Genomic DNA, 18,073 nt, shown 5'->3' with positions numbered 1-18,073 from the left:
TCGCCGCGAACCGGAGCCCGGCCAGCGGCAAATGGCTGACAGTGAAATCACACCGTCAACGGCACCGAGGCCGTCGACAAAAGATATTGAGAAAGGTCAAAACAATGAACCGACAATTCCGCGAGATCATGGACCAGCTGAAGGACGAGCAAGGTTCCACTACCGCCGAATTCGCCATGGTCACCCTGGCTGCCGTGGCATTCGCCGGGCTGCTGATCAGCATCCTTTCCAGCGGCGATGTGCGTGGAATGCTGATGGGCCTGATCACCAAAGCCTTGTCGTTGTAGGTCATGAAGCTCAGTGATGACAAGGGGAGCAGCACCGCAGAATTTGCGGTGCTGCTCCCCGCGGTCGCGTTGATGCTGTCGTTGCTGTTGTGCTTTGGCGCCCTGGGCATCCAACAGATACAGGTACAACAAGCCGCGGGAGCGATGGCCAGGGAATTGGCCCGCGGTGAAGACCGGGCAACCGCGCAAGCCAGTGGGGTTCGGCTAGCGGGAAACAAGGCGAGTTTTGCTATTTCCACCGGAGGCGGATTTTCAAAAGTCACCGTCCGCAAATCGGTTCAGGTGCCCCTCGTGGGCAGTGTTCAAATACGCGGCGAGGCGAGTGTGGCTGTCGAATGAATCAACGAATTTCACATCTGGCTTCTGAGCGAGGCAGCGGTACCGTGGTCACCACCGCCTTGGTGATCATGGCTTTGCTGTTGGCCGGGGTGCTTCTTGCGTGGGTCGCTGCCGTGCATGCCGCAATGAACGCGGCGGCAGCTGCGGATCTGGCAGCCCTAGCTGGCGCGGATACGGCACGCGGACTGCGCCCGGGAGACCCCTGCGGCGTCGCGCGATCCCTTGCCCAGGCAAATAGCGCATTGCTGGAGTCCTGCATCGTCGAGCCCGATGGCCAGACGGTGGCAGTTTCGGCAAAAGTCCCAGTGTCGTTCCATGCCCTGGGAATCGAATTATATGCCGCTAGGGCCAAAGCCCGGGCAGGAGCGCCACCACTAGACCAAACCGAATAGCAGCCAGAACTGAACTAGCGGTGGTGGCGCGGCTCGACATCGTCCAAGACGGCGCTCAGCAAGAGGATCGCTCCGGCCTTATCCAGTGGATTATTCCGATTGCCGCATTTCGGAGACTGGACGCAGCTAGGGCACCCATATTGGCATTCACACGATTCGATAGCATCCCTGGTTGCACGCACCCAGTCGGTGAACCGTTCGAACCCGCGCTCGGCGAACCCTGCTCCACCGGGCTGTGCATCGTAGACAAAGATGGTCGGATGCCCGGTATCCATATGCAACGCGGTAGAGACACCGCCGATATCCCATCGGTCGCTGGTTGCCACCAACGGCAACAAGCCGATCATCGCGTGCTCGGCGGCATGCAGCGCCCCTGGGAACTGATCCACGGTGAGTCCGGCCCGTAGCAGCCTTTGCTCCGTCATCGTGAACCATACCGATTTGGTGTTCAGATCGCGTGCTTCAAGCTCCAACGGTTCCTCAGAGAGCACCTCATTGGATGCGACGGATTTTCGCTGGAACGAGACGACTTGAGTCGTGACGGTCACTTCGCCGAAATGGATATTCAGCTCCTGGTGGCTGCTATTCCGCTCTTCCGAATCTACTGCCACAGTGGTTAGATCCCGGGCAGTGGTGTAGTAGTCAGGATTCACCCGGGTCACGACCACTACGTGGTTTTGCTCGTCCAATTCTTCGACGTGGTAGCTCGCTCCCTGATGGACGTAAATGGCTCCGGGATGTGCCTGATAATGAGTTTGCGGGGAATCCATGGTTCCCAACAGGGCACCGGTTTCAGCATCAATAATGTCAACGGGGCCGCCGCCGTCGGCACGGATGGAAAACATCGCAGCAGCGTGTTGCGGGTGGGTCCAGAACCAGCCAGCTGGCCGCCGGCGCAGATAGCCTCGTTGAACCAGGGACTCCAGCAGATCTTCGGTGTGCGGGCCAAAGAGCCCAAGTTCCTCGGGGCGCAGCGGAGATTCCTGGGCGGCGGCGCAAAGGTGCCCGCTGAGCACGTACTTATTATGCGGATCAAAAACCGTGGCTTCCACACCCAAATCGAAAATAGCCTCGGGGTGGTGGGCCAGATAGGTATCCAAGGGATCTTCCGCAGCCACAAAGATGGCCAAGGCATCTTGGCCGGAGCGCCCCGCGCGACCGATCTGCTGGAAGAACGAAGCACGCGTCCCGGGCCACCCGGCAACGACTACGGCATCCAGCCCAGCGATATCGATACCCAATTCCAGGGCAGAGGTCGAGGTGACTCCAAGGAGTTCGCCGCTGCGCAGCTGCCTTTCCACTTCCCTGCGTTCAGTCGGCAGGTAGCCGGAGCGGTAGGCGGCTAATCGTACAGAGAGTTCGGGGGCGAATCGTTCTAGATGCTTCCGGGTGAGTGCTGCGATGGTTTCCGCGCCACGACGAGACTTGATGAAAACAATGGTTCGAGTGTGATCCGCCATGAGATCGGTAAGAATTGACGCGCTTTCAGCGATAGCCGTGCGGCGTACCGGCGCTCCATTCTCTCCTCGATGTTCCGTCAAAGGAGGCTCCCACAAGCCAATGACAAGCTCACCACTGGCAGAGAAGTCATGGGTTACGGCCTTGGCCGGCGCGCCAATGAGCCGGCCAAATGATTCTTCCGGGTCGGAGCTCGTCGCGGAAGCTCCAATAAAAATGGGGGAGGCGCCATAGTGGGCGCATATCCGTCGCAAGCGTCGCATCAGGTTCGCCACGTGTGCCCCGAAAACGCCCCGGTACGAGTGGGCTTCATCGATGATGATGTAGCGCAGCCGCTTGAAGAACCGAGACCAGGCAGGATGATTCGGCATGATCCCGCGGTGCAGCATGTCCGGGTTGGTGAAGACAAAATTTGCGTGCTGGCGAACCCAGGTTCTCGTGGCCTGGTCGGTGTCGCCATCGTAGGCAGATGCGCGCACGCCGGGGACATCGAGGGCCTGCACCGCGGAGAGCTGATCTGCAGCCAATGCCTTGGTCGGGCATATGTAGAGGACAGACGCGGCGGCATCCGCGTCATTAAATCCGCTATCGCGGGAGTTGTAGAGGGCGTCCAAGCCAGGCATCAGATAGGCCATCGACTTGCCGGACGCCGTGCCAGTGGACACGATCGTGTGCTGGCCTTCGTGGATGAGATTCGCTGCTTGGGCCTGGTGCAACCACGGGCGCTGGATGCCCAAGCCCTGGAAGATTTCAACCAGTTCATGGCTCAGCCATTGCGGCCAATCGCTCGTGATTTCATCCTTGGCTGGCCGAGAACGCCGATGCAATACGGCCTCGGGGTCATTGCTGCGGTCATTCGGATCCAACAAGGAACGCACTGACTTCACGTAAACGCCTTTCGGAACCATGAATTGCTGAAGTTAAAGACTATCGCCGTACCCAACACTTTGATGTGTCGGGTACGGCGAGAGGGAAATTCTGAATGGCTTAGGCCTTGAACATCACAACTTTGCCTAGTGAAGTCCACCCCAAGGATGCGTACAACTGCTGTCCGTCAACCGACGCGATCAGCAGGCCTTCCTCAACGTCATGTTCCTGAGCCAGGGACGCCAATGCGCGCATGATCAGTGTGCCCAGGCCGCGGCGACGGAAATCTGCGCCGGTGATGATGCGGTCGAAAATGGCGAAGCCATTAACGGCAGATACATGGCCGGACGCGGCGACAACTTGCTGGTCGTCCTCGGGGTGCAATGACACGTATGCGTGGGTGCCATCGCGCTCAATCTGGAAGATAAAACCGTCAGCAGGAAGTGGGACCTCAACGTCATGCACGGCAAGTTCGGTAACCATAAGTGCTTCGTCGTCGGCCGTGACCTGGAGGCCAACTTCATTGGCGATTGCGACCAGGCTTTCGGCCGAATCGTCGAAGGCAGTGAGTCGACGGTTAGGGTGCTTTTTCAGGGTCTCGGCAACCGCGGCCAGTTCCTCTTTGGACGGGCCGTAAATTACGTATTCCCAGTCCTCAGTGGTGTCGTGACGCAGGGCAGCGTGGACTCGTCCCTCGTTGCGAGTTTCATAGCCACGGGCTCCTGCCCAGCCGGTTACCCAGGTGCCGATCAGTTCATCGCTTGCGTTTGATGCCATAATTTGACCCTACCTTGTCTTTCCTAGGAATTCGCTGACATTGAACTAATCGTTGCCTACTTGAAACTCTTGGACTGCCCGAGAAATCACGACTAATCATTGTGACGTTGCTCTTTCACTCGGCGTTTCGCGGCCAAAAGCTACTAATATTGTATGGTGGCCATTCATCGCATTGTTCTGTATTACGCATTTACTCCGCTTCCTGACCCCGAAGCTATCCGCTTGTGGCAGCGTTCATTATTGGAGCGCTGGGGATTGCGCGGACGCATCATCATCTCCAAAGACGGCATCAACGGTACCGTCGGTGGCGAAATCTCGGCCGTCAAGGCCTACGTCAAAGCTACCCGCGAACTACCTGCCTTCAAGAAGATGGACATCAAATGGTCCGAAGGCTCGGCCGAAGACTTCCCTCGCATCTCGGTCAAGGTCCGCGACGAGATCGTCACCTTCGGCGCACCGGGTGAGCTGGAAGTCGATGAGAACGGTGTTGTTGGCGGCGGCACTCACCTGCGTCCCGAAGAGCTGCACGAGCTGGTGGACACCAAGAAGAAGTCCGGCGAAAAGGTGCACTTCTTCGACGGGCGCAACGCCTTCGAGGCGCAGATCGGCAAGTTCAAGGACGCCATTGTTCCTGAAGTGGACACCACCCGCGATTTCGTCGCTGAACTCGATTCGGGTAAATACGACCACCTGAAGGATCAGCCTGTCGTTACCTATTGCACCGGCGGTATCCGATGCGAAGTGCTGTCGGCCCTGATGGTCAAGCGCGGCTTCCAAGAGGTTTACCAGATGCAGGGCGGCATCGTCCGCTATGGAGAGAAGTACGCCGACGAAGGCCTGTGGGAAGGTTCCCTGTACGTCTTCGACAAGCGCATGCACACCGAGTTCTCCGAGAACGCGACAACTATCGGCAAATGCGTTGGCTGCGAAGGCCCTACGAACAAGTTCGAGAACTGCTCGAACCCAACCTGCCGCAACCTGCGACTGTTCTGCGAAGACTGCGCACAAGATGAGCAACTGCGACGTTGCCCGGATTGCAGCAGCGTCGACGCCTGATTGCGCAGACGGACCTTTGACTCGGCACCAGCCTTCATATGAAGGCTGGTGCCGAGTTTTTCGCTGCTGGACTAGTCAGCTGCGCTAGGCCACAAACCCAGCGAGGCATCGCGTATCTGTGATTCTTCGTCTTCGGTGCGATAGATTTTCAGGCCCCTGGCCTGATAATTCGGCAGGGCCGCTGGCCCGTCCAAGGAACAAGTATGCAGCCAAACGCGGGCGACTTCTGGCAACTCGGGCCAGCGCGAGGCCAGATCCCAGGCCCGGCTGAGCGCTTCTGTAAGCAGAACGCCGCCCAATCCGCGTCCGGTGGCTTCAGGGAAGAGCCCGAAGTAGAAGATTTCTACCTCGCTGCCGGAATTGCTGAGAGTGGTGGCGAGCTCGAAATACCCCTTGGGAGAACCGTCCAGATACAGGACCCAGGTTTCTGAACCGGGGCGCTGCAGGACTTCGTTCCACTGGGCGCGAGTCGAATCCAACCGGTCTGCCCAATGCAATTCGCTGCCGACGCCTTGGTAGAGGAATCGCGAGAATTCGGGGGTGATGTCCTGAGCCTGCTCGATGCGCGCGTTCTTCGGCAATGATTTGCTGGAAGGGATGACTTCGCTGGCGCTCAGTTGCTGGAGAAAGGTAACCGTCACTTGAGTCATGCCACTATCCTAGTGTCGATAGCATGCCAGGCCGTTTCCATTGGCGGCGGCGTGACTAGGTAGACTTGAACGCGTGAATGCCGCCGAATTTTCTGCCCTAGACGATACTCCTCAAAGTGCCGACCAGCACTTGCTTGACATGCTTGCCAAGGATTTGAGCCATGTCGGCTACGGCTACGAGAAGGTAGCCGACCTGCTTGGCGAGGAAGCGGCCGCTGCTTTTGACCGGGATCAGATTCATCCTGCTTTGCGGGTCCTTGAGCGCCAGAAGCCGCAATCGCCTCTGGTCACCGTGGTGCGCCTTTTCCAATTGGGGCAGTCCGAAGCGGAATCTGCCATCAATCGGGCCTTCGGCAATTTGAAGACCGAAGGCCTGCTCAAGCTGGGATTGATTGAAGCGTGGGCCAACGGATTCCGCGCCACGCTCGCCTTGTCGCTGCATTCCTCGGACGCAGACGGTGAACTGTGGGTCGCCCATGACCTGGGCGCGCATCAGCGCCCAGGAGTTCTGCGCACCGATCACGTATTGGGAATTGGGCAGGCCTCGCTCACATTGGCCCAGCTGACCATCCGTTCCACGGTTGATCGAGCCCTTGATCTTGGCACCGGCTGCGGCATCCAGCTTTTCCATTTGCTCTCCCACGCGCAGCACGTCACCGCAACGGACCTGTCCAAGCGGGCCTTGGGCTTTGCTCGCTTCAACCTGCTGCTGAACCACCGCACGCTCGGGCTCGATCCGCAAAACCTTGAGTCCCGAGTCACGCTGCTTCAGGGCAGCTTGTTTGAACCGGTCGAAGGGCAGCGCTTTGACCTGATCGCCAGCAACCCACCGTTCGTGATTACGCCACGCAGTTCCACCGAGCGGGCCAAGGACCGCTTCACCTATCGTGACGGCGGGATGGCAGGGGACCGATTGGTCAGTACCCTCATAGAACAGGCGCCCGAGTTCTTGAACCCCGGCGGCTCGATGCAGATGCTCTCCAACTGGGAGATTCCTCGCCTGGACGATGATTCAAATGCTCCATGGGATGCCCGTGTGCGCCAGTGGTTTGGCGATCAGCTGGATGTCTGGGTGATCGAACGCGAACAGGCCACGCCAAGCGGCTATGCCGAAACCTGGCTGCGTGACTCCTCGCAGACTGAAGACCAGGCATCCTATATCGCCGCCTACAATGCCTACCTCGACGATTTCGAATCCAGGAATGTTGCGGCCGTCGGCTTTGGGCTCGTGTACTTCCGGCGCCCCGATGGCCAGCGTCCGGTAATCCAAAGCTACGAGCAGATTAATCATCCGGTGGAGCAGCCTCTGGCTCCGACACTGCAACGGGATATTGCCATGGCAGATGAATTGGGGCGCGCCGGAGAAGGCTTCAAGGAATGGCATCTGCTCGTTGCCGACGATGTGACCGAAGAACGCCATCAGCGCCCCGGGGCGGAACATCCTGGGGTGATTCTGCTGCGGCAGGGAGCCGGTCTTCGCAGGACTGAGTTGCTCGACACTGCTCAGGCTGGTTTCGTTTCGGCGTGCGACGGTGATTTATCAGTATTTCAGCTAGTCAACGCCTTGGACTCGTTGATCGGCGAGGGGCAGGAAGACTTCGCTGATCGGCTTTATGAAGCAGTGAAGCGCCTCTTGCTACATGGCATGCTTCGTAAAATGTGAAACAAGCGCTAAAGTTTTTGCCTATGACACGCAACACAATTGAGGAACAGGCGGAGGTTGCCTCGTCGGTGGAGAGCGGTATTCCCAAGCTCGTCTCCATCACAGACCCGCAAGCCATTCGAGCGTTGGCCCATGACGCTCGACTCATCGTCTTGGATGAACTCTTCGCCTCCCAGACGACCCGTACCGCAACCGAGTTGGCTTCGCTGTGCGCGCTGACGCCCAGCGCCATGAGCTACCACCTGCGGGCTCTGGAGAAGTATGGGTATGTGATTCGCGCCGCGAGCGAGGGTGATGCTCGCGAACGTCGCTGGCGCGCTGCCGGCGAACGCTTGGAGCTGAATACCCAGATCGACTCGACCAACGCAAAGACCGCATATCTGAACGTGCAATTGAACGCATTTAGAACGCGATTGAATGCCGAAGTGCAGCGACGCGAGGCGGAAGCGAAGGCTGGGATCACCCCCGATCCGGATCGGCCACCCATGCTCACCAGCGGCTTGGTCTTCCTTTCAGAAGAAAAGCAGCGTGAGTTCAACCGCAGAATGTTGGACCTCGTCTACGAGTACGAGGCCAAAGCTACTGCAGAGGAACGCAGTATTGACTCGCGTCGTATGTTCTACTTAATCTCGTTGCTTCCTGAATATCAGACATCAGTGGAGGCAACAATATAAATTGCCTCGCTCAAAGCACAGCAATTCTTCGGTGTAAGATCATCGGGAAATGTGGCTATAGAGTAGGCACAAAGAACGAAGCTGTGATGGCGGATTTAAAATGGACCACATAATGGTCCTGAGAATCCGTACTGTATAAAGGAGTGCTGTGCCCCCCAAGGCCAAGGAAAAGACTGGTAAGAAACTCGTAATCGTAGAGTCTCCTGCCAAGGTGAAGTCAATCGCCAAGTATTTGGGCGAGGGCTTCGACGTTGATGCATCGGTGGGGCACATTCGCGATCTTCCACAGCCATCGGAGCTTCCAACCGAGCTTAAAAAGACCTCGGTGGGCAAGTTCGCAGTCGACTTGGATAATGACTTCGAGCCGTACTACATGGTCTACCCGGACAAGAAAAAGCGTGTTTCGGAGTTGAAGGCCAAGCTCAAAGAGGCCGACGAACTCTACCTCGCAACCGATGCGGACCGCGAAGGCGAAGCCATCGCGTGGCACCTGCTGCAGGTGCTCAAGCCCAAGGTTCCGGTTCGCCGCCTGGCCTTCACCGAGATCACCAAGGAAGGCATTGCCCGCGCACTGGATAACATGCGCGAGCTGGACACCGACCTGGTTGATGCCCAGGAAACCCGCCGCGTCCTCGACCGGCTGTACGGGTACGAGATCTCTCCTGTGCTGTGGCGCAAGGTAGCCCGTGGCCTTTCCGCAGGCCGTGTGCAGTCCGTGGCTACCCGCCTGGTCGTAGAGCGCGAACGCGAACGCATGGCCTTCATCCCCGCCGGATACTGGGACGTCAAGGGCGAGTTCGCCACCGCCGGCGGCGAAAGCTTCTCAGCCAAGCTCTCCGCCGTGGACGGCGCCCGTGTTGCCTCGGGCCGCGACTTCGACGACCGCGGACAGCTCAAGGCCTCGCGCAACAAGCTGGCGCACCTGGACCAGGACTCGGCCCAGTCGCTGGTTGCGAATCTTTCCGATGCCGACTTTGCCGTCACCTCGGTCGAAGACAAGCCCTACACCCGCCGCCCAGCAGCGCCATTCACCACCTCCACGCTGCAGCAGGAAGCTTCCCGCAAGTTGCGCTGGAGCTCCAAGATCACCATGCAGATCGCTCAGCGTCTGTATGAAAACGGGTACATCACCTATATGCGTACCGACTCGGTGTTCCTCTCCCAGGAAGCCACCACCGCGGCACGCAAGCAGGCCACCGAGCTGTACGGCGCCGACTCTGTGCCTGCCAAGCCACGCGTATACAAGGCGAAGTCCGATGCCGCCCAGGAAGCCCACGAAGCGATCCGCCCCGCCGGTGACATGTTCCGTCGCCCGAAGGACGTGCGCTCGTCGCTGTCCAAGGATGAATACGCGCTCTACGAGCTGATTTGGAAGCGCACCGTGGCTTCGCAGATGGCCGATGCCAAGGGGTTCACCGCAACCATCAAGCTGCAGGGCACTGCGGGCGATAGCCGTGTTGCCGAGTTCTCCGCATCGGGTACCGTGATCACCTTCCGCGGCTTCCTTGCCGCCTACGAAGAGGGCAAGGACGAACAGGCCCTTGAAGCTGCCGCACAGGAGGCGGAAGCCCGCCTGCCGCAGCTGTCCGTGGGACAGCACCTGGCGGGCGACGAGCTGCTGGCGCTGGGCCACGAGACCACCCCGCCAGCACGCTACACCGAAGCGTCGATCGTCGCTGAGCTGGAAAAGCGCGAAATCGGTCGCCCATCGACCTATGCTCCGACTATTTCCACCATCATGGATCGCGGTTACGTGACCAAGCGCGGTGGGGCATTGGTGCCAAGCTGGATTGCCTTCTCGGTGATTCGCCTGCTTGAAGAGCACTTCGCCAAGTACGTCGACTACGACTTCACTGCCCGGTTGGAAGACGACCTGGATGAAATCGCCAAGGGCCACCGTGCACGCACCGACTGGCTGAACCTGTTCTATTTCGGCAAGGGCGCAGAGTCCGAGACCGAGGGCTTGAAGCATGTGGTCGATAACCTCGGCGATATTGATGCCCGTGCCATCAACTCGATTCGAGTCACCGATGACATCACCTTGCGCGTAGGCAAGTTCGGGCCATACCTGGAACGCGCCATCCCGGAAGGCGCTGAAGAGGGCACCGAACCGCAGCGCGCCAACGTGCCAGAAGATCTTGCCCCTGATGAGCTGACCGCAGCGAAAGCTGAAGAGCTCTTTGCCACCGCCCAGGTTGCTGAAAAGGATTTGGGCAACGATCCGGAAACCGGTCGCAAGATCGTGGCCAAGGATGGACGCTACGGCGCCTATGTCACCGAGATCATTCCAGAACCAACGGCCGAGGATTTGGCTGCGCTGCCCGTTGAGTACTACAAGAACGGCAAGCCAAAGCCGCCGAAGAAGCCTGTCAAGATCAAGCCGCGTACCGCCTCGCTGTTCAAATCGATGAGCGTGGAATCGGTGACCTTGGATGACGCGCTGAAGCTGATGAGCCTGCCACGTGTGCTGGGCGCCGACGCTGAAGGTGAAGAGATTACCGTGCAGAACGGCCGTTTCGGGCCCTACCTGAAGAAGGGCAGCGATTCGCGATCCATTGAAAGCGAAGACCAGATCTTCACCATCACTTTGGACGAAGCCTTGGAGATCTATTCCCAGCCAAAGCAGCGCGGCCGCCGTGCCGCCGTGCCGCCATTGGCGGAATTCGGTGTGGACCCGACCAGCGAGAAGAACATCGTGGTCAAGGATGGCCGTTTCGGTCCGTACATCACTGACGGGATCACCAACATCACCGTTCCTCGCGGAACGTCGCTGGAAGAACTGACTCGTGAAAAGGCCATCGAACTGTTGGCCGATAAGCGAGCCCGCGGTCCGGTCAAGCGCACGGCTACGAAGGCCCCGGCCAAGAAGAGCACCGCTAAAAAGGCACCCGCGAAGAAGACCACAGCCAAGAAGACCACCGCAAAAAAGACTGACTAACAGTCCTTGCACGGCCAAACGAGGAGCGCACCATGAGACTAGGTGTACTGGATATCGGTTCGAATACCGTTCACCTTTTGCTCGTCGATGCCTACCCGGGAGCCCGACCGGTTCCCTATGCATCGCACAAGCGTCCGCTGTCCTTGGTGCGCTACCTCAACGAATACGGTGCCATCACCGAAGAGGGCCAGCAGGAACTGATTTCTTTCATCAATGAAGCGGTCAAGTTCGCCGGCAGCCATCAGGTAGAAGACTTCATGGCGTTCTGCACCTCGGCGATCCGCGAATCTTCCAATGGCTCCAGCGTCTTGGACCGGGTGAAAACCGAGACCGGCGTGAGCCTGCTGGAACTAACCGGTGAAGAAGAAGCCGGCATGACTTTTTACTCGGTGCGCCGCTGGTTCGGCTGGTCTTCGGAGTCCATCCTCAACCTCGATATGGGTGGCGGTTCCCTGGAACTGGCATGGGGCACCGACGAGTTTCCGCAGACCGCCTATTCGGTCCCGCTGGGTGCTGGCCGCCTGACGCGTGAGTGGCTGCCCAACGATCTGCCTTCCATCAAGGAAGTGAAGGAATTGCGCACCTACGTCCGCGACGTGCTCAGCGACCCGGCGACAGAACTTCGCCAATACGGCAAACCGACCTTGGCCACGGCCACATCCAAGACGTTCCGTTCGCTGGCCCGCATCACCGGTGCGGCACCGAGCGATGAAGGACCCTACGTCAAGCGAGTCTTGAACCGGGAAGCGCTCAAGCTGTGGACCAATCGCCTGACGGCCATGAGCTGGGCCGAACGTGCAGAATTGCCGGGCGTCTCCGAGATTCGTGCCCCGCAGCTGCTGGCTGGTGCAATTGTCGCCCACGAGGCGATGAGCGCGCTGAAATTGAAATCTGTACGGATCTGTCCATGGGCAATTCGTGAAGGTTTGATGTTGCGACGTTTTGATCACGTGATGTTTGACTCCGCGACACCGCTCAGTAGTAGCGTTGGTGTAGGAGAAGTAGCGCTGGCTCATGAAAAACATCAATTTCTCGCTGAGCCGAGCAACTAAACTTTCTCGGTGATACAGGTGTTCCTCTGCACGAGGGCCACGGTAACAGGAGGCAGGGCATGGAAGACCAGAAGAGTTCTTATAAGGTGCCAGTCACCTTGTCCAGCGCGTCAGTTTATCCGCTGAGCGTTCATGATGCCTTCGCAATGGCCAAAGACGTCGGATACGACGGCATCGAAGTATTGGTTACCGGAAATGCCGCTAGCCAGTCGGCCAGCGCACTAAAAGAACTAATGGACAAGTACCAGTTGCCCATCTTGGCCATCCACGCCCCGACATTGCTGCTCACGCAGCAGGTGTGGGGCTCAGCATGGGCAAAAATTGAGCGCTCGGTGATCCTGGCCCAGGCTGTGGGAGCGAGCGTAGTTGTCGCTCATCCGCCATTCAGATGGCAAGGCGCCTATGCCGAAAATTTCGGCGAGGGAGTGCAGCGGCTCATTGACACCACCGGCATGAAAATTGCCGTTGAAAATATGTATCCCTGGCGGGCACGCGGTCGCGAGGCCAAAATGTACCTTCCGCATTGGAACCCCGTACCGCAGCACTATCAGCACGTCACCTGGGACTTCTCCCACGCCGCCATCGCCAATATGGATTCGCGGCAAGCAGTGGTAGATCTTGGACAACGGCTGGCGCACGTACACCTTTGCGATGGGCTGGACAACGGAAAAGATGAGCACCTGGTCCCTGGCCTTGGCACCCAGAGGGTGGCGGAATCCCTGCAATATTTGCGAGATGTCGCGTGGGAAGGAACCTTGGCTGTGGAAGTGTCCACACGCAAGGCCAAGAATGCTGGCCAAAAAGAAGAATGGCTGGGAAAGACCCTTGAGTTTGCCCGCGAGCACTTATCTGCGAGCAATGACCGCAACCCAATGAAACAATGAACTTATGAGTGAAGCAACAAAGAACCTGACCCTGTCCTTCCTCGGCGCTGGCTCGATGAACGGTGCCATCCTTCGAGGCATCATCGCTTCGGGCCACGACCCCAAGCTGATTACCGCCACTGTGCGCAGCGACCAGCGCGCGGCAGAACTTCGCGCACTTGGAATCAACGTCATAGTCAGCGAACAAGACCCGGAGGCCAATGCCAAGGCCGCCGCCGAAACGGATGTCATCTTCCTTGGCGTGAAGCCAGTGGGCATCACCGATCTGTGCGAAGAGATCTCGGGAGCATTGACCCCAGACAAGGTTGTCGTTTCCGTCGCCGCCGCAATCACGCTGGAAAGCATGCAGGCGCACCTTCCAGCTAATCAGCCGGTCATCCGCTCCATGCCCAACACGCCGTTGATGGTCGGTGCCGGCGTTGTCGGCTTGAGCCCGGCACTGAGCGTCAGCGATGAGCAGACCCGACTGGTGAGCGAGCTGCTGTCCGGATCCGGCGACGTGCATGTCATTGATGAAGCGCAGCAGAACGCCTTGTCGGCGATCTCCGGTTCGGGCCCAGCCTATGCCTTCTACCTGGCCGAGGCCATGGCCAATGCCGGAGTGGCTATGGGACTGGACGAAAAGCTCTCCATCGACCTGGCGCGTGCCACCGTCGCAGGCGCCGGAAAGATGCTTTCTGACCCGCAGGCCATCCCGGGAGAGCTGCGCAAGGCCGTTACCAGCCCCAAGGGCACCACAGAGCAGGCCATCAAGACCTTTGACGAGCAGGGCATTCCGAAGATCATCGCCGCAGGTACGCAGGCCGCAGCGGCCCGCGCAGCACAGCTCAGCGAAGAACTCGGCTAGACGCCAGCAGCAACACCAATTAAAAATCGTGGTCGGCACCCATCAAAGATGGGTGCCGACCACGATCGTTTTCAGTGCAGAAACTATGGCCGGGCGGCGAAGCGTTCAAGAAGATCCACATGGCCCGAGACGATCAGCACGTCTCTGCGCGTCACGATGGTATCGGGGACTGCATAAGTGAAGTCCTCACCTGGTGATTTCACGCCAACGATGGTCACGCCATACTTTGAGCGCACCTGAGACTGGGCAAGGGTGAAGCCCTGGGTTTCCTTGGGCGGATACATTTTGACGATGGCAAAGCCATCATCAAATTCGATGAAGTCCAGCATCCGTCCGCCCACCAGGTGCGCGGCACGGACCCCGGCGTCAGCCTCCGGGTAGATTACGTGGTTGGCTCCAATACGGGTCAGGATCTTGCCGTGTGAAGGAGTAATTGCCTTGACCCACAAGTGTTCAATGCCGAGGTCTACCAAATTCACCGTGATCAGCACGGAGGATTCGATGGACGTGCCAACGCCAACGACGGCAGAAGAGAATTCCTGGGCGCCGAGTTGGCGCAAAGCGTCAATGTTCGTGGCGTCGGCGGCCACCACGTGCGTCAAAGTGCTGGCCCACTGCTGAACCAATTCGGGACTTCGTTCGATCGCCAAGACTTCTCGGCCCTGCTTGACCAGTGTCTCGGCAACGGACGCACCAAAACGGCCCAGGCCAATCACGAGGACTGGGGCATTGTGGTCCATATTCTTGTCAGCCAATGAGCGGCCTTTCTTCCGGAAGCTTGAATAGTGAATTGCGGTGGCGCATGGTCAGCGCGCTGGCCAGGGTGATGCTGCCAATGCGTCCGGCAAACATCAAAACACTGAGGACGTATTTTCCTGCTGGCGGCATTTCTTGGGAAACACCGGTACTCAAACCGACAGTAGCGAACGCTGAAATCGATTCAAAAAGGGCCCGGGAAAAACCAACTGACTCGTCGATGGTGACCAGGGCACCAGTTGCCACCATCACCAGAGAACCACCCATGGCAACTACGGAGATTGCCACGCGCATGGTGCCCTGCGGGATCTGGCGGCCAAAGGCCCTCACCTCGGTATCGCCCCGTACCTCGGCCATAATTGCCAAGAACATCACGGCGATGGTTGTGACCTTGATGCCACCTGCCGTGGAAGCGGAACCGCCACCGGCAAACATCAAGGCATCGGTCAATAGCACCGTGACTTGATGGATGTCGTTCTGATCAACCAGGTTGAATCCGCCCGAACGTGTCATGGTCGAAGCAAATAAGGCATGTATGACCTTGTCGCTCACGGACATGTCGCCAAGTGTCCGAGGGTTGGACCACTCAAAGATGAGCCAGAGGAACGCACCAGCGAAGAGCAGGATTGTGGTGACCAACAAGGTCAGCTTGGTATGCAGATTCCACTTTTTGACATTGAATTTGTGGGCCAGCAGGACCATGATCACAGGGAAGCCCAGGGATCCAGCAAAAACTCCGCCCATCAGCGGGGTCAAGATCCACAGGTCGGTCTCGTAGGGAACCAGTCCATCGGAGTGCGGGGTGAAGCCAGCGTTGTTAAAGGCTGAAACCGCATAGAAGATGCCATGCCAAATCGACGAAAGGACGCTTTCGCCCAAAATGTAGAAACGCGGAATCAAGAACAGCGCGATTAATCCCTGCAGGCTGATGGCGGTCAAGATGACAATGCGCAGCAGCGAGCTGACCTCGCCTAGGGCCGAGGCGCCGGAGCTGTCCATGGATTTTTGAGCCATGAGTTTTGCCCTGACGCCTAGCTTGCGCGACACCGCGAGGGACATGATTGATGCCAACGTCAGGATGCCCAAGCCGCCCATAAAGGCGGCTATGAGCATGATCAGCTGGCCCAGGAAAGACCAATGCACGGCGGTGGAGACCGTCGTCAGGCCGGTGACGCAGACTGCTGAAACAGCGGTAAACAGCGCATCATGCAGCGGTGTGGCCTCTCCAGTTGAAGAGGAAAAAGGCGCAGCCAGCAGCGAGGTGAAGACGGTGATGGCCAGGACGAAGACGCCGAGGGTCAAGCGTGCGGGGGAGCGCACGGTGAAGTCGGCAACCGACATGCGGAACATTAGCCATCTTTTGCGATGCTGTTCGCGCAGTTCAGCTGCCCGGGACCGAGGGCCCAGATCACTGGCAGTGCTCATCTGTAACTCGCTGTTTCTTCGGGACAGGTGGATAACGAGAGTGGAAGTTGAAGTCCTTCTAGTAATTTACGCGTTTCCTGCGCTAAACGCTTGCCTTGCGGGCCAAAAGAATGGCGGGGTCGCCCAAAGCGCCATATATTCATGAGTTGGATCACCATCGGGTAGCCTGAAAAAGTGTTAGATCCGCAACAGGCCCCTCGGCCAACAATGGTCATGTGGGATGAACAGTACCTGAAGTACAAATTCAGCGACTGGCATCCCATGCACCCGCTCAGGCTCGAACTGACCTATCGGCTCAGTGAAGCGCTTCAGGTGCTGGACGCAGACAACGTTAAGATTCATGCGCCCGAGATTGCCGGCGATGCGGTGATCCGCACGGTTCACGACCAGGGCTACATTGATCAGGTCCGGCGCGTTAGCGACGACCCGTCGCTGATAGCCGAAGAATTCGGGCTAGGCACCGAAGACGATCCAGTCTTCTCCGGAATGCACGACGCCGCTGCGCGCATCGTCGGCGGATCCGTTATCGCGGCCCAAGCGATCATGGACCAGGACACGGTGCGCGCGGTGAATTTCGCCGGAGGCATGCACCATGCCTCGAAGAACAAGGCGAGCGGATTCTGCATTTACAACGACGCGGCAGCCGCGATCCAGAGGATGCTTGATCAGGGTGCGCAGCGAGTGGCCTACATCGATGTCGATGCCCACCACGGAGACGGCACAGAATCCATCTTTTGGGATGATGATCGGGTGCTGACAATTTCATTGCACGAGTCTGGGTTGTCCCTATTCCCGGGCACTGGGTTCGCCAATGAAATTGGTGGCGAGCAGGCCCAAGGCGGCGCCGTGAATGTGGCTTTGCCTGCAATGACCGGGGACTCGGGTTGGATGAGGGCCTTCCACGCAATCGTTCCGCAGCTGATACACGCCTTCAAGCCAGAAATCATTGTGTCCCAGCATGGGTGTGACGCCCATCGAGATGATGACATGACCAACTTGAAGCTTTCGGTTGACGCGCAGCGCCAAGCGGCATTGGATATTGCCCAGCTTGCAGACGATGTCTGCGAGGGGCGCTGGCTGGCGACCGGCGGCGGTGGATATAACATCACTGCGGTGGTGCCAAGAACCTGGACCCATTTGACCGCCATCGTGGCTGGCAAGCCTGTTCCGCTGCGCACGTATGTGCCTGAGACATTCCGCAGGCACGTTCTTGAACGCTATGGGCGCGCGGTGCCTTATCTCATGGGTGACGACGCGCAGTTGTGGTGGAGAAACTGGGAAGTCGGATACGACCCCGCCGACCCCGTGGACCGCACAATTATTGCGACGCGCAAGGAAATCTTCCCGCTCTATGGTCTCGATCCGTGGTTTGACTAGCCAGGGTGGCTTGGCCGCAAGCATTCGATCCTGGAATTTCGTGCGGAATAGATCGCCAAATCAATGACCATTTGATCATATGCCGTTAGGGTTATGTATGTGGCAATTGATGAAGTTTTTTCGGCGTTGGCAGAGCCAACCCGTCGCAAGATTATTGAAGCGCTCAAGAATGAGCCAAAAGCCGTGGGTGCGCTGGTCACCGAGCTGGAGATTTCCCAGCCTACGGTGTCCAAGCACCTGAAGGTATTGCGCGAGGCGCAGCTGGTGAGCATGGCCGCTGCCGGCCAACGTCGTATCTACAGCATTGATACTTCTGCGCTGGAGGACTTGGTGCACTGGTGCGCCGACTTGGTGCCCGTTCCGGAAGCTGAAGAGCAGCAGGCCGGCCATCAAGCGAATTCGCAGCTTGCGACTGCAGCGAATCCAACGGCTCAGCAAATTGGCCGCAGCGTCGGGCGCGGATTGGAACAAGTCACCGGGCGGGCCCAAGAATTCCTGGAACGGCTCCCTCGTTTTGGGCGCCGTCGCTAGCTGGTCCTTCCAACTGTGCTGGCGCTGCTGGCAGCGTGGCCAGTGATTCACGTTACGGCCATGTTTCCGATTTATAACCGAGGATTTTTCTTCACGGTGC

17 protein-coding genes are annotated in these 18,073 nt (G+C 58.5%); 12 read left to right on the top strand and 5 right to left on the bottom strand.

The annotated features are described in order from the left end of the window. Window positions 1-104 precede the first annotated feature (104 nt). Genes AOZ07_RS12880 through AOZ07_RS12870 form a run of 3 tightly spaced genes read left to right on the top strand, consistent with a single transcriptional unit; the run spans window position 105 to window position 1,018 of the window. Window positions 105-287: a DUF4244 domain-containing protein gene (locus tag AOZ07_RS12880; RefSeq protein WP_060702350.1), complete on the top strand. Its 183-nt coding sequence runs from the start codon at window positions 105-107 to the stop codon at window positions 285-287. A gap of 3 nt (window positions 288-290) precedes the next feature. Then, a complete protein-coding gene (locus AOZ07_RS12875; protein WP_060702349.1) occupies window positions 291-626 on the top strand; it encodes a TadE family type IV pilus minor pilin in 336 nt (111 codons plus the stop codon). Beyond that, on the top strand, window positions 623-1,018 hold the full coding sequence (locus tag AOZ07_RS12870) for an Rv3654c family TadE-like protein (protein WP_075972494.1): 396 nt from the start codon (window positions 623-625) through the stop codon (window positions 1,016-1,018). The genes AOZ07_RS12875 and AOZ07_RS12870 overlap by 4 nt, the downstream gene beginning before the upstream one ends. 14 nt (window positions 1,019-1,032) lie before the next feature. On the opposite strand, the gene AOZ07_RS12865 is transcribed toward AOZ07_RS12870, so the two are convergent. Both AOZ07_RS12865 and AOZ07_RS12860 read right to left on the bottom strand, forming a co-directional pair. Continuing rightward, window positions 1,033-3,363 (bottom strand): DEAD/DEAH box helicase, encoded by a 2,331-nt coding sequence (locus tag AOZ07_RS12865; RefSeq protein ID WP_060703456.1) that lies wholly within the window; start codon window positions 3,361-3,363, stop codon window positions 1,033-1,035. Window positions 3,364-3,463: 100 nt separating this feature from the next. Beyond that, a complete protein-coding gene (locus tag AOZ07_RS12860; protein ID WP_060702347.1) occupies window positions 3,464-4,120 on the bottom strand; it encodes a GNAT family N-acetyltransferase in 657 nt (218 codons plus the stop codon). A 156-nt stretch (window positions 4,121-4,276) separates the two neighbouring features. Between AOZ07_RS12860 and trhO the strand changes: the two genes are divergently transcribed. Further along, window positions 4,277-5,176: an oxygen-dependent tRNA uridine(34) hydroxylase TrhO gene (gene trhO / locus AOZ07_RS12855; RefSeq protein WP_075972611.1), complete on the top strand. Its 900-nt coding sequence runs from the start codon at window positions 4,277-4,279 to the stop codon at window positions 5,174-5,176. Window positions 5,177-5,247: 71 nt separating this feature from the next. Here the strand turns inward: trhO and AOZ07_RS12850 are convergent, their stop codons facing one another. Then, a complete protein-coding gene (locus tag AOZ07_RS12850) occupies window positions 5,248-5,826 on the bottom strand; it encodes a GNAT family N-acetyltransferase (RefSeq protein ID WP_060702345.1) in 579 nt (192 codons plus the stop codon). A gap of 73 nt (window positions 5,827-5,899) precedes the next feature. On the opposite strand from AOZ07_RS12850, the gene AOZ07_RS12845 reads away from it, so the two are divergent. From AOZ07_RS12845 to proC, 6 genes are all read left to right on the top strand, one after another. Continuing rightward, window positions 5,900-7,489 (top strand): DUF7059 domain-containing protein, encoded by a 1,590-nt coding sequence (locus AOZ07_RS12845; RefSeq protein WP_060702344.1) that lies wholly within the window; start codon window positions 5,900-5,902, stop codon window positions 7,487-7,489. Window positions 7,490-7,512: 23 nt separating this feature from the next. Then, complete coding sequence (locus AOZ07_RS12840; protein ID WP_060703455.1) at window positions 7,513-8,163, top strand: ArsR/SmtB family transcription factor; 651 nt, start codon at window positions 7,513-7,515, stop codon at window positions 8,161-8,163. A gap of 148 nt (window positions 8,164-8,311) precedes the next feature. Next, on the top strand, window positions 8,312-11,101 hold the full coding sequence (gene topA, locus AOZ07_RS12835; protein WP_060702343.1) for a type I DNA topoisomerase: 2,790 nt from the start codon (window positions 8,312-8,314) through the stop codon (window positions 11,099-11,101). Between the two features lie 32 nt (window positions 11,102-11,133). Then, window positions 11,134-12,153, top strand: a complete 1,020-nt coding sequence (locus AOZ07_RS12830; RefSeq protein ID WP_060702342.1) for a Ppx/GppA family phosphatase — start codon at window positions 11,134-11,136, stop codon at window positions 12,151-12,153. A 59-nt stretch (window positions 12,154-12,212) separates the two neighbouring features. Continuing rightward, window positions 12,213-13,037 (top strand): sugar phosphate isomerase/epimerase family protein, encoded by an 825-nt coding sequence (locus tag AOZ07_RS12825; protein WP_060702341.1) that lies wholly within the window; start codon window positions 12,213-12,215, stop codon window positions 13,035-13,037. Window positions 13,038-13,041: 4 nt separating this feature from the next. Beyond that, the gene (gene proC, locus AOZ07_RS12820) at window positions 13,042-13,884 is read left to right on the top strand and encodes a pyrroline-5-carboxylate reductase (RefSeq protein ID WP_060702340.1); all 843 of its coding nucleotides are present in this window, start codon (window positions 13,042-13,044) and stop codon (window positions 13,882-13,884) included. A gap of 83 nt (window positions 13,885-13,967) precedes the next feature. On the opposite strand, the gene AOZ07_RS12815 is transcribed toward proC, so the two are convergent. Both AOZ07_RS12815 and AOZ07_RS12810 read right to left on the bottom strand, forming a co-directional pair. Next, complete coding sequence (locus AOZ07_RS12815) at window positions 13,968-14,624, bottom strand: potassium channel family protein (protein ID WP_060703454.1); 657 nt, start codon at window positions 14,622-14,624, stop codon at window positions 13,968-13,970. Between the two features lie 7 nt (window positions 14,625-14,631). Further along, entirely contained in the window at window positions 14,632-16,065 is a 1,434-nt protein-coding gene (locus AOZ07_RS12810; protein WP_060702339.1) for a TrkH family potassium uptake protein, read from the bottom strand. Window positions 16,066-16,272: 207 nt separating this feature from the next. On the opposite strand from AOZ07_RS12810, the gene AOZ07_RS12805 reads away from it, so the two are divergent. Both AOZ07_RS12805 and AOZ07_RS12800 read left to right on the top strand, forming a co-directional pair. Next, a complete protein-coding gene (locus AOZ07_RS12805; protein WP_060702338.1) occupies window positions 16,273-17,442 on the top strand; it encodes an acetoin utilization protein AcuC in 1,170 nt (389 codons plus the stop codon). A gap of 99 nt (window positions 17,443-17,541) precedes the next feature. Further along, window positions 17,542-17,973 carry an ArsR/SmtB family transcription factor gene (locus AOZ07_RS12800; RefSeq protein WP_075972610.1) on the top strand — a complete coding sequence of 144 codons (432 nt, stop codon included), beginning with the start codon at window positions 17,542-17,544 and terminating at the stop codon, window positions 17,971-17,973. Window positions 17,974-18,073 lie beyond the last annotated feature (100 nt).

It is taken from the genome of Glutamicibacter halophytocola (genome assembly GCF_001302565.1).
GTDB lineage: Bacteria > Actinomycetota > Actinomycetes > Actinomycetales > Micrococcaceae > Glutamicibacter > Glutamicibacter halophytocola.
Note: the sequence above shows the minus strand (reverse complement) of the source record. Positions and strands in the feature narration are given on the sequence as shown.